Here is a 13,799-nt window from a genome sequence, read left to right on the forward strand (position 1 = left end):
CCAATGGCGTTGTCTACCATTTTTGTTCTGTCTAAGAAAGGTTCGATTTTTAAACCTTCAGGAAGAATTTTCTCGATTTGAGCAATTTTGTCTTTTACATTAACGATAACATTATTGGCGTTTTCACCTTTCAGCATCATTACAATTCCACCAACCGATTCTCCATATTCGTCTGTCGTTAAAGCACCGTAACGAATCGCAGAAGAAATCTTCACATCGGCAACATCTTTTACCAGAATCGGAAGTCCACCTTGTGTACTTTTAACCACAATGTTTTCAATGTCTTTAATGCTTTTGGCTAAACCTGTACTTCTAATATAAGAAACTGTTGGACCTTTCTCAATATAAGCTCCTCCAGTGTTTTCGTTACTAGTATTCAAAGCCGTAAAAACTTCACTAATCGTTAAATTTTGGGCTTTTAATCTAGCAGGATTTACCGCAATCTCATACTGTTTTAATTTTCCTCCAAAAGTAGAAACATCGGCAATTCCTTGCGTTCCTAAAAGCTGTCTTCTGATTGTCCAGTCTTGAATTGTTCTTAAATCTTCTAGAGAATATTTTTCTTCGTAACCTGGTTTTGGTTTTAAAACATATTGATAGATTTCTCCCAAACCAGTTGTTACAGGTGCCATTTCAGGCGAATTGGCATTTCGGTCAATTTCTACTTGCTGGAGTCTTTCTGCAATTTGCTGACGTGCCCAATACACATCTGCATCGTCGTCAAAAACGACACTTACAAGAGAAAGTCCGAAACGAGAAATACTTCTGCTTTCTTTTAAATTTGGAATATTACTTATCGCTTGTTCGATTGGGAAAGTAATTAACCTTTCCACATCTTCGGCGCCAAGCGAAGGGGCTGTTGTGATAATTTGCACCTGATTATTAGTGATGTCTGGCACAGCATCAATTGGTAATTGGGTAACTTCATACACACCGTAGATAATCCACAGCAGTGTAAAGATTCCAATTGCCAGTTTGTTCTTAACTGAGAACTGAATTACTTTATTAAGCATAATGTATTAATTAAAAAATAATAAATGAGCAACTGAAAACGATACGTCTCAGCCACTTCAATAAAAAATTTAAAAATTAATTATGCGATTGGAGGTCTAAATAAAGAAAGCAGATTTGGATCTGAAAAAAGATCCGATCTGTAAGTTGAAATTTTTGATTGTGGAAATTCCGGATTAAAGAGAACCGGAAGTAAATCTTTATCGTCTAAAATGAATACAAAGTGAAAAGAAGCGCTGCTAATTACCTTAAAAGGAAGTTGCATGTCGCGATCATCGTCATTGTCGTTTAAATCTTCTCCCCAATAATGCATTGACAAGAAATCTACAAAACTTACATTTTGCAGTTTATTGTGTTCTTGATAGTGCGCAATTAGTATAGGCAGTTTATAAAACTGCTGTACAAAACTACTATTGGAGGCAATAAGAAGGATAAATATGTAGACAATTGTTTTTCGCACAACGCAAATTTAACTTAAATTATCTAAGGTTTCATCATTTTTGCCTCCTGAAAAGGTTCTTTTAACAATTTAAAAATATTGAATTATTTAAGATAATCCTTCCAACTGCTGAAAAACAGGAATTAACGATTTTCCTTTTTCTGTCAAATTATATTCGATATGAAGAGGTTTCAACTTAATAGTTACCTTTTCTAAAAGACCTTCTTCTTCCAATTCTTTTAAAGCTGTAGCCAAAGATTGCTTATTTGAGCCTTGAATTTGGCGCAGTAAATTATTAAAACGCAAAGGAGACTCTACAGCCAAACGAAAAACTTCTGCCTTCCATTTGCCAGATAATATCTTTAGGAGTCTTTGTGCTGGACAAGTTTCTGTTTCTTCCATAATTATTGGGGTAGTCAAAAAAAATTGACCTATTGTTTTCGAAAGTTTTTTAATCAAATTTTGTTGTAAATCTAAAGTAAAAATATAAAATGAAAGCAAAGAAACCAAGCGAAATGAGCGTTGAAGAGTTATTAAGAACACAGAAAAAAATAAAAAAAACGATTAAAGTTTTAATTTTAATTGCCATCTTACTTCTTCTTCTAATCGTATTTCTATTTCTCGAGAAAGGATTATTAACTTTAATGATATTTCCTTTATCGATTGCTTTTCTTATTATCAACTCTAATTTTCTAAAAGAAATACAACATGAAATTGCTAACAGAAACTTAGAATAAAACCTTCATATTTAATTTTTTAAATTTAAATTTTCTTAACTGCAAAGTCATTCAAAAAAAATTAAATTTGGGCTCAATTAACAAGCCCTTAAATTATGATTATTCACAAAAAGACTTTTTATTTTCTCCCTCTATTTTTACTTCTTTTATTCTCTCAATTTAACTACGCACAACAACAGAAAACAGTTAAAAAAGAAAGCCGCGGAAGATTATTTAACGACACTACGGCTACAGATAGCGATTACTTAATGGCAATTGAAAAAGCCGGAGAAGTACTAGAATCTGCTTATAATGATATCGATTTTGCAGGTGATACACGTCATCTTTTTGGCGAAATGAAACGTACAGAAAGTAAACTGGACTTAATTTTGGCTAGTTTAAAAGGAGCTAATCCTAATGTGCGAAACCAGCAGATGTACCGCATTGTTCTGCAAGAAATTCAACAAGAACTGGAGGAACAGAATAAGGCAATTAATGCTAAAAATCTGGATCTTGAAAACATCAAAAAACGTGTAATTGATCTTCGAAAAGACAAAACTTTAATTACCTTGATAAAGGATACTATTCGCCGTAAGCAATTTAAGAAAGAATTTGGAAATCTTAGAAAAAGATATGTTGCTACCGATAGTTTAATGACTAAAAACCAAACTACTTTAAACAACAAAAAACGACTTACAGTACAGCGAAAAATTTCTGTTTCCAATGCTTTAGTTGCCGTTGAAGGAAAACTGGAAAAATCTGGAATTAGCATTTTCAATAAAGAATATCCTTCTTTATGGCAGATTAATGATTCTGTTGCAAAGAAAAGGGTAAAACATAATATTGGAGCCAAAATTATAATTGAAGAAAATGTAGCAGCATATTATTTAGGCTACAAAGCTGGCGGACTTATTACGTTGTGTTTCTTTATGGGACTTTTGTTTTGGTATATTTCTCGAAATATTAAATATCTAAACACAAATGGTTATGCCGAAAATCTACAGCTTTTAAACTTCAAATATTTAAACCGAGGCGTTTTATTGCCAATTCTAGTTATTGCATTAAATATTGCTGTAGTAACCAATTTATACGCTCCTGCTCTATTTTTAGAGTTAATCCAGCTTTTCCTTTTAGGGGTTTTAATCTTTCTTTTTAAAAATCAATGGTCTGGAGTTGCCATGAGAAATTGGCTTTTCCTTTTAGGATTGTTCTTTGCGCTTTGCTTTTTGGATTTGTTTATCACAATTGGATTATTACAGCGTTTTGCTTTTGTAGCGATTAATATTTTAGGTATTCGCTACGGATTGGTTCAGATAAAAACACTTAAAGAAGAACTTTATATAAAAGGCTTTTTTAAATGGGCAAGTATCATTTTTATCGGACTAAATATTTTATCGATTTTATATAATTTATTTGGAAGAGTCTCGCTTTCTAATATGTTAAGTATTACGGCTTTTATTTCACTTACTCAAATTGTTGCTTTAAGTGTTCTTTTGAAAATTATTTTAGAGATTATTTTACTTGAAATTTATACAACTAGAGTAAAAAGAGGAATTGAAAAAATGTTTGATTATGAAAGTTTATCAGACACTTTGAAAAAACCATTTATCATTGTAATTAGTTATATGTGGCTAATTGTAATTGCTTCAAATTTGAATATTTGGGAATCACTTCGCGGTTCTTTAGGAAAGTTATTAAGCCATCCTAATACAATTGGAAGCATTACGTTTACTTTAGGAAGCGTTGTTTTATTCTTTATTATTATTTGGGCCGCGCATTTGCTTCAAAAATATGTTGCTTATTTCTTTGGAGAAATTGATGACGAAAACGAAGAAAATATTAATAAAAGGCAACATTCTAAATTGCTTATTACACGATTGGTTGTTCTAATAAGCGGTTATCTTCTTGCTGTTGCTGCTTCTGGAATGCCTTTAGATAAGCTGAGTATTCTTCTCGGTGCTTTAGGTGTCGGTGTCGGACTTGGACTTCAGAATGTGGTAAACAATTTTGTATCGGGAATTATTTTAATTTTTGACAAACCAATTCAGGTTGGCGATGTGGTAGAAATTAGTTCTGAATCTGGCCGTATCAAATCGATGGGACTTCGTACTACTAAGATTAATGCTCCAAATGGTGCTGAAATTATTATTCCGAATGGTAACTTATTATCTCAAAATATCACCAACTGGACGTATACTGACAATTTTAAATTGGTCGAAATTACTTTTGAAATAAATGGAGAAACGATTCCAGAGGAAATTAACACAATAGTAACCGAAACGCTTGCTAATCTTCCTTTAGTAAACAATTCAAAACCATCACAAATATACTACAGCTCAATTTCTGATGGAAAGTATAAACTTTTAATCAAGTTTTGGTGCAGTATTTACAGAACGGAAGAAACTATAAGTTCAGCAAGACAAGAACTTTATGTCAGTTTCAAAAATAAAGGTTTGACTTTCTCAAGTTAATAAAAAATAAAAATGGCGGTAAGATTAATTACCGCCTTTTTTATTAAGACAATATTTTAAATATTGCTATATTTTTATAGTAATGTGTTAAATTATAAGACTTTACTTAAAAACACGTATAAACCCGTGCATCCATGATTTTGTTATAAAGTAATTTAGCATTGTAGTAAAATACTACGAAAAACTAAAATTAACTATTAAATCTAAAAAATTATGATGGAAGTTTACCTCGGAACAATTTTGAGTTTCGGATTCAATTACCCACCTAGAGGCTGGGCTGCTTGTAATGGCCAGCTGGTAGCAATCACTCAGAATTCAGCTTTATTTTCATTGCTTGGCACAATTTATGGCGGCGATGGCATCACCACATTTGGTTTACCTGATCTAAGAGGAAGAGCTCCTATTCATTTTGGTCAAGGACCAGGTTTAAGCAATTTTGTAATAGGACAAAGAGCAGGTAGCGAAACGATGACCTTATTAACAAATAATATTCCTGCTCACTCACATACCCTAGCAGGCACTGCTACAGCAGCGGTAAGCATAACTGCAACAGCTATTGTTGGAGGAACAATTACTAATGAAACTGATGGTGGAAACAACTCTTTTTCATCTGGTACAACAACTGCAAATGTATATAGTGAACCAGGCGGAACAGGAACTGCAAAAATTGCAGGTTTAGCTTCAACTGTAGCAATAGGAGGTAATACAGGATTAACTGGAGGCACGCAACCTTTTGATTTACACAGTCCATATCTTGCTGTCAATATGTGTATTGCATTATCTGGGCTTTTTCCATCTAGAAACTAATAATTCAAAATAGAGGCAAAAAATGCCTCTATTTTTTTAATCTCATTTTATGGATAACGACATTAAGATAGGTATTTTAATTCCAAAGTCGCAACAGTATCCTTCATTAGATAAAGATTTTATAAAAGGTTTAAAGCTGAATCATTTAAACGTAAAATTTTTAGTAGAAAGTATTGGTATTGGTGCTGATAAAAACGTAATAATTGATAAAATTCAGAAACTTAATTTTCAAGAAGACGTATCAATTATAATTGGTTTTTTGGGGCATCATAACATGCATGAGGTCTATAAATATGCATCTGCTAATGATATTTTATTATTGTCAGCAGATTTGGGTGCCACAACTCCTTATCAAACATCTGAGTATAAGGGCGTATTTATAAATTCATTAGGATTAGCTGATTCTTGTTATTATTTAGGCCAATACTTTAGCTCTAAAAAATATCAGATTGCAAGCTCTACTTCATTTTATGATTCAGGATATGGTATGCTTGCTGCATTAGAATATTCCTTTAAAGAACAAAATCAATTCACAGGACATTATATTACTCCATTTATGCCTAGAGAAAATGAAGCATTACATATGGATCACACTATAAATACACAACAGCCACATGCTGTTATTGCCATTTATAGCGGTTTATATGCTGAAGAGAACGCTGATTTTCTAAAACAAAATAAACTTACTCAGAAGTATCCTTTTTATGTAACTCCTTTTTTTATCAATGATAAAATTTTGGAGGAATATAAAAATAGCCCTTCCGAACTTTATGTAGTAAGCAGTTGGATGCAGAATGATACTGATTCAACAGATTTTAGTTTACAGTATAAAGAGGCTTATGATGAAGTCCCTTCTTTTTTTTCCGTTTTAGGATACGAAAACGGGATGATATTAAAGCATATGCTTTTAAATGCTGACAATTTAAAAACAAACTCTTTAATTGAAGAAATGTACAAATTAGATATTGAGGGTCCAAGGGGCAATATCCGATTTGACAAGAATACCAACAGAACTCAATTCAATAATTACATCTACCAATTGAATTTGGATTCTTTTAATAGTATAAGCTTTAGAAAAATTGAAACGTTGCTAAACGATGGTGATTTTATTAAGGCTTTTGCCTCACTAACAAAACCCGATCATATAGGAGGCTGGGACAATGCTTATCTATGTCATTAACTAAATTGTATGTTATGAAAAAAAAATTACTTTTATTTTTTACGTTCTTTTGCGTCTTTGGTTTACATCAAAATATAAAAGGACAAACTACTTTAGGTCCAGGCGATATCGCTTTCTTGGGCTTCAATAGCAATCCTTTGGATGGTTTCTCTTTTATAGTGCTAAAAGATATAAGTGCAGGAACCGTAGTTTATTTTAGCGAAAGAGGATGGAACGGTACGGCTTGGGTATTAGGAAGTACTGAATCACAGTTACAATGGACAGTACCTGTTTTTACACCTATTGGAACAATTGTTTCTGTAATGGAAACAAGCAACGACACCTTCACCGTTACAGGAACTAGTGGCATTGGCCTTGCACTTGGCTTCTCAGGATTTAATCTTTCTTCTGGTGGAGATCAAATATTAGCCTATCAATCGCCATCAGGGCCTCTACCCGCTTCACCAACTTTTATTGCTGGAATTCATTCAGATTATAATTTTAGCGACTACGATGTTGATACTACATGGAACCTTACAGGAACAAGCGGAGGAAACTCAAGTGCAATACCAACAGGTTTAGTAAATGGTAAAACTTGTATTTCTTTATTCCCTTACTCTCCCACCGTTCAAGAACACTCAAATGCAAAATATAATGGTACTTTGACTGGTAATAAAGCTGATTTATTGCTCAACATAAATAATCCTGCAAACTGGCTTATAGACCAAACTGACAATCTTAATTTTCAAATAACAGCCTCTGATTATCAAACTCCGAATATAACACTTCTAACCGTACCAACAGTTACAACAAATACCCCTGTAACAAATTATGGAGCAATTACAGCTACATTGGTAGGTTCTAATGATAATGGAGGCGATAGTGGTGCCATACATAGAGGAGTTGTCTGGTCAGTGCTGCCAAATCCTGTCATAAATGGTCCAAGTGTAAATCAAGTCGCGGCAAGCGATGGCACAAGCTCTTTTACTGTAAATGCAAGCGGACTTCCTTCTGCGACGACAATATATTATAGAGCGTATGCAACAAATTCAGCTGGAACTGCTTACGGTAACACAGCATCATTTACAACCAATGCTACATTATCTGCTACACAATCCCAAACAATTGCTTGCAGTAGCACTAATAACGGAACCGCAACGGTAGCCCCATCAGGAGGGAAATCTCCTTATAGTTTTTTGTGGTCTAATGGCAGTTCAGCAGCTACTGCTGTAAATTTAGCTCCAACCAATTATTCGGTTTTAATTACGGATAGTGAAGGAACTTCAACATCAAGAAGCTTTACTATAACTCAAAACTCTGCTATCTCAGGAACAACCGACATTAGCAACGTTTCTTGCAACGGAGGAAACAATGGAGCAATAAATCTTACACCTATAGGTGGCAGTGGAACATATACTTATAATTGGGGAGGCGGAATAACAACTCAAGATAGAACGTTACTTCAAGCAGGCACCTATTCTGTTATTATTACCGACTCTAACAATTGCAGTCAGACCATAAGTAATATAGTGGTTGGTCAGCCTTCAGCAGCACTTGGAGGAACAACAGCTATAACCCATGTAATTTGCAATGGAAATAACACAGGAGCTATAAATCTTACCCCAACTGGAGGGACTGGACCCTATACTTTCTTATGGAATGATGGAGTAACTACAACAGAAGACAGAACAGGACTTACAGCCGGTACTTATGCTGTTACTATTACAGATTCTAATTTATGCCAAGTGAACATTAGTAACATTACTGTAAATCAACCTTTTTTAATTACTGCGAACACAACTGTAACTCATATTGCTTGCCATGGAGGAAATACAGGAGCAATAAACTTGACTCCTAACGGTGGTGTTGGTCCTTATACCTACTCTTGGAGTGATGGGCCAACTACTAAAGATCGAACAGGACTTATCGAAGGCACATACACCGTTACAATAACTGATGCTAATTTATGCTCAAGAACATTGTCTTCTTTTACAGTTAGTCAGCCTAGTTCTCCGCTTGGAGGTACAGCACTACCAACCAATGCTACTTGTTTTGGAGGATCTAACGGAGCCATTAACCTTACTCCAACTGGAGGCCAGCCACCTTATACTTTCAACTGGGTTGGTGGCGCATCTACTGAAGACAGAACTGGGCTTAGTGCTGGTACTTATGCTGTTATGATTACAGATGGTAATGGCTGCACCGCAACAGTAAGTAATATTGAAGTAGGTCAGCCAACAGAGATAATTGCAACTTCAGCTGGTCAAACCAATATTTTATGCTACGGATCTGCTACAGGAACTGCAACTGTCTCTGCAACAGGAGGAACTGGAATTGGAACTTATACTTACTCTTGGTCACCAACTGGAGGAAATTCTGCAACAGCAACAGGGCTAACTGCCGGAACTTACATCGCAACCGTTACTGATGCTAATAATTGCCAAGCGACCCACTCATTTACGATTACAGAACCATTACAGGCTTTAACTGCAACACCATCTGGCCAAACAAATGTTTTATGTCATGGCTCCGCAACTGGCTCTGCAACTGTTACTGCTGCGGGAGGAGGAGGAGGCTATACTTACTCTTGGGCTCCTTCTGGAGGAATTGCTTCAACCGCGACTGGCCTTGCTGCAGATACCTATACGGTTACGGTTACAGACGCAAATAATTGTCAGACTACGCAAACATTTACAATTACAGAGCCCACAGTGGCACTTACAACCACAGAGGGCACTATAAACAACACTTCTTGTTATGGAGGCGGTAATGGAACAGCAACGGTTATAGCATCAGGAGGAACAGGAAGTGGGACTTATTCTTATTCTTGGAATACAACTCCTGTTCAAAATACTGCTACCGCAACGGGACTTTCTGCTGGTACTTATACGGTAACAGTAACCGACGCTAATGCCTGTACAGCAACTAGAAACTTTACCATATCTCAACCGCCTATTCTATCAATAACTACTAGCCAAACCAATGTTTCTTGTAATGGTGGCTCAAACGGTACTGCCACGGCATCTGTAACTGGAGGAGTCGGAACGTATACTTACTCTTGGTCTCCATCTGGAGGAAGTGCTGCAACCGCGACTGGTCTCGCTGCAGGTACCTATACAGTTACAGTTACTGATAGTAATACATGTTCGGCTACACAAAGTTATACTATTGACCAGCCATTTGCCTTAACGGCAACACAATCGCAAACAGATGTTTTATGCAATGGTTCTGCAACAGGTACGGCAACAGTTATTGCTTCTGGGGGGACTGGTAGTAACTATACTTATCAATGGCTTCCTTCGGGAGGAACAGCGGCGACCGCTACTGGATTAATGGCAGGTGCCTACACTTGTACAATTAGAGATCAGAATAATTGTACAATTACAAAATCCTTCAACATCTCTCAGCCAACTGATGCATTAACAGCTACTACTACTCAAATCAATGCAACTTGTTCAACAGGTGGACAAGCCTCTGTAAATGTAAGCGGCGGAGTTCTTCCGTACAGTTACGAATGGTCACCATCTGGAGCTACGACACAAATAGCAACCGGATTAGCTGCAGGAACACACAGCGTTTTAGTAACAGATGGTAATGGATGTACTTTAACGCGAAACTTCACGATTGGAACTACTAATACTTTGATTGCTTCAGCCTATCAAGTTAATGTGTTATGCAATGGCTCATCAACTGGAAGCGCTTCTGTAACTCCATCTGGAGCTCCGGGTCCATTTACTTATGTTTGGTCGCCTTCTGTCACTAATACTGAAACAGCAATGAATCTTAGTGCAGGAAACTATTCCGTGACCATCACTTCTTCAAACGGATGTTCTATTATCAAAAATTTTACAATTACTGAACCTACAGCAATTAATATAACTCCATCACAAACAAATGTTAGCTGTCACGACGGAACAAACGGATCTGCTTCTGTAATCGTAAATGGTGGTACTGGCGCCTATACCTATTCTTGGGCTCCTTCTGGAGGAAACGGTGCAACCGCAACAGGACTTTCTGCTGGAACTTATACCGTAACAGTTACTGATGCAAACCACTGTGAAAAAACACAAAGTTTCACTATAACACAACCTGATGCACTTATTCCATCAATATCTCAAACGGATGTTTCTTGTAATGGTGGTTCAAACGGATCTGCAACAGTAAATGTAACTGGAGGAACTGGACTTTATACGTATTCTTGGTCACCATCAGGAGGAACTAATGCAACGGCCAGCGGATTATCTGCAGGAACCTATGCTGTTACTGTAAAAGATGCTAACTTATGTGAAGCAACAGCAACGGTAACCATTAATGAACCGCCTATTCTTAGCGCAACAATAGCCAAGACAGATGTTTTATGCAATCAAGCAAATAACGGAACAGCAACAGTAACTCCTACTGGAGGAACTGGAACTTATACATACTCTTGGTCACCATCGGGAGGAACTGCCGCAACAGCAACAGGATTAAGTCCAAATACTTACTTTGTTACTGTTACCGATGCAAATGGATGTTTTGTAACACAGTCAGTAATAATTTCAGAGCCATCTGTACTTTCTGCATCAGATTCACATACCAATGTTTCTTGTAACCAAGGCAATAATGGTACTGCATCTGTAGTTGCAACTGGAGGAACAGGCAATTATAGCTATTTATGGGCGCCTTCTGGCGGAACTGCTGCGACAGCAACTGGTCTTACAGCAGGAACTTATACAGTAACTGTTACAGATGAAAATTCATGCTCTACAACAAATACCATAACAATTACAGAACCAGATGCTTTAACCTTAACACCAAATGCCGTAGCGGTATCTTGCCATAACGGAAGCAACGGATCGGCTACAGTTAGCGTGACAGGCGGTACAGGCACTTATTCTTATTCTTGGTCTCCATCTGGAGGAAATGCAGTAACAGCAACTGGACTTGCTGCAGGAACTTATACAGTAACTGTTACAGATGCTAATTCTTGTTCTGCAACAGCAATGGTAACCATTAATGAACCGTCTGCTCTTACAGCAACAATTGCCAAAACAGATGTTTTATGCAATCAAGCAAATAATGGAACAGCAACGGTAACTCCTTCTGGGGGAACTGGAACTTATACATACTCTTGGTCTCCATCTGGAGGAACTGCGGCAACAGTTACAGGATTAAGTCCAAATACTTATAGTGTTACTGTGACCGATGCAAACGGATGTTCAGTAACAGAATCAGTAATAATTTCAGAGCCATCTGTACTTTCTGCATCAGATTCACACACCAATGTTTCTTGTAACCAAGGCAATAATGGTACTGCATCTGTAGTTGCAACTGGAGGAACAGGCAATTATAGCTATTTATGGGCGCCTTCTGGCGGAACTGCTGCGACAGCAACTGGCCTTACTGCAGGAACTTATACAGTAACTGTTACAGATGAAAATTCATGCTCTACAACAAATACCATAACAATTACAGAACCAGACGCTTTAACCTTAACTTCAAATGCTGCGCCAGTATCTTGCCATAACGGAAGTGACGGATCGGCTACAGTTAGTGTAACAGGCGGTACAGGCGCTTATTCTTATGCTTGGTCTCCATCTGGAGGAAATGCAGCAACAGCAACTGGTCTTACTGCAGGAACTTATACAGTAACTGTTACAGACGAGAATTCATGTTCTGCAACAAATATCATAACAATTTCAGAACCAGATGCTTTAACCTTAACAGCAAATGCTGTAGCAGTATCTTGCCATAACGGAAATAACGGATCGGCTACAGTTAGCGTAACAGGCGGTACAGGTGCTTATTCTTACTCTTGGTCTCCATCTGGAGGAAATGCAGCAACAGCAACTAATCTAGTAGCTGGAACTTACATGGTAACGGTTACAGATGCAAACTCTTGTTCAGTTTCTGTAAGTATTGACATAACACAACCTGATAATCCAGTTAATTTAAATACTGCAAGTATTACAGGAATAACAACAACTAGCGCTTCATTATCTGGTACTGCATCTTCTGACGGAATAAATACTGACAAGGGAGAATGTTTAACAGAAGTTGGTTTTGTATATGCACAACATGCCTCTCCTACTACAGCCGATACTAAAATTAATGTTACTGCTGCATTAGGAACATTTACAAGCTCTTTATCAGGCCTTAGAGGAAATAAAACTTATTATGTTAGAACTTATGCTGTAAACAGTAACGGTTTTGTTAATTATGGAAATGAAGTAAGTTTTACAACAGAAAAATATACGCTTACTATAACTGCAGCAGCAGGACATACCAAAGTTTATGGTACAGCCGATCCAGTATTCAATTACACGGCTTTAGGTTTTGTTAACGGAGATACAAACTCAATACTTACAGGTCTTCTTTCAAGAGATGCTGGAGAAAATGTTGGAAAATATAACATTAAGCTAGGATCAATTAGTGCTGGTGCTGATTATATAATTGAGTTTACTGGTGCAGAATTTGAAATTACTAAAGCTGACCAAACTATCACTTGGAACCAAACTTTAGAATTTGGATGTTTAGATTCTGATATCGTAACCTTAACTGCAACAGCAGATAGCGGATTACCAATTTCTTATATCATTGCAAATACAGCATTAGGAACAATTTCTGGCTCAATTTTAAATATTGCTGGTTCAGGAAATTCAACCATTACTGCAACACAAATTGGAGATCAGAATCATAATGAAGCTACAGCCGTTGTTAAAACAATAGAAATAAGCCAATCTGGACTCGTTGTACAGCAATGGGCAAATGTGCTATTCTTTGATAACAAATCGAATAATTTTGTGGCTTGGCAGTGGTATAAAAACGGAACAGCTGTTTCTGGTGCAACACGTCAGTATTATAGCGAGCTTCTGCCTTTAAACGGTACTTATTATGTAATTGCAAAAGACAAAAACGGAAATTCAATTAAATCTTGTCCAATTGAGACTACTGGAACAATTTTTACCAAAAAGATAAAAATCTATCCAAACCCAGTTAAACCGGGAGCTCAATTTACTTTAGAATGTGATTTTAGCGATTCTCAATTAAATGGATCTGAAGTGGTTATTTATGACATTACAGGAAAATTAGTACAGACTATTTCAAATGTAAAAGCCAAAAATGAAATAACCGCTCCATCACAGGTTGCCCTATATATTGTTGTTCTTAAATTGGCTGATGGTCAATTAAAAACAATCAACTTATTGGTTAAATAA

At 36.5% G+C, this 13,799-nt stretch carries 8 protein-coding genes; 5 read left to right on the forward strand and 3 right to left on the reverse strand.

What is annotated here, in order from left to right; genetic code table 11:
* The 3 genes from B3J44_RS07810 to B3J44_RS07820 form a co-directional block, all read right to left on the reverse strand.
* A partial coding sequence (locus tag B3J44_RS07810; RefSeq protein WP_286967594.1) for an efflux RND transporter permease subunit occupies positions 1-1,013 on the reverse strand: 1,013 nt, incomplete at its 3' end.
* 80 nt (positions 1,014-1,093) lie between these two features.
* Complete coding sequence (locus tag B3J44_RS07815; RefSeq protein WP_286967596.1) at positions 1,094-1,471, reverse strand: hypothetical protein; 378 nt, start codon at positions 1,469-1,471, stop codon at positions 1,094-1,096.
* An 87-nt stretch (positions 1,472-1,558) separates the two neighbouring features.
* Positions 1,559-1,852: a winged helix-turn-helix transcriptional regulator gene (locus tag B3J44_RS07820; protein ID WP_286967597.1), complete on the reverse strand. Its 294-nt coding sequence runs from the start codon at positions 1,850-1,852 to the stop codon at positions 1,559-1,561.
* 89 nt (positions 1,853-1,941) lie between these two features.
* On the opposite strand from B3J44_RS07820, the gene B3J44_RS07825 reads away from it, so the two are divergent.
* The 5 genes from B3J44_RS07825 to B3J44_RS07845 all read left to right on the forward strand — a co-directional run bounded on the left by B3J44_RS07825 (position 1,942) and on the right by B3J44_RS07845 (position 13,799).
* Positions 1,942-2,187, forward strand: a complete 246-nt coding sequence (locus tag B3J44_RS07825; RefSeq protein ID WP_198858087.1) for a hypothetical protein — start codon at positions 1,942-1,944, stop codon at positions 2,185-2,187.
* 95 nt (positions 2,188-2,282) lie between these two features.
* Positions 2,283-4,637 carry a mechanosensitive ion channel family protein gene (locus tag B3J44_RS07830; RefSeq protein ID WP_286967600.1) on the forward strand — a complete coding sequence of 785 codons (2,355 nt, stop codon included), beginning with the start codon at positions 2,283-2,285 and terminating at the stop codon, positions 4,635-4,637.
* 213 nt (positions 4,638-4,850) lie between these two features.
* Positions 4,851-5,444, forward strand: a complete 594-nt coding sequence (locus tag B3J44_RS07835) for a phage tail protein (RefSeq protein WP_286967603.1) — start codon at positions 4,851-4,853, stop codon at positions 5,442-5,444.
* A gap of 49 nt (positions 5,445-5,493) precedes the next feature.
* Positions 5,494-6,624, forward strand: coding sequence for an ABC transporter substrate-binding protein (locus tag B3J44_RS07840; protein WP_286967605.1), 1,131 nt, complete (start codon positions 5,494-5,496; stop codon positions 6,622-6,624).
* Between the two features lie 14 nt (positions 6,625-6,638).
* Positions 6,639-13,799, forward strand: coding sequence for an MBG domain-containing protein (locus B3J44_RS07845; RefSeq protein ID WP_286967607.1), 7,161 nt, complete (start codon positions 6,639-6,641; stop codon positions 13,797-13,799).

Source organism: Flavobacterium sp. UBA4854, from assembly GCF_002399805.1.
In the GTDB taxonomy this organism is placed as follows: domain Bacteria; phylum Bacteroidota; class Bacteroidia; order Flavobacteriales; family Flavobacteriaceae; genus Flavobacterium; species Flavobacterium ginsengisoli.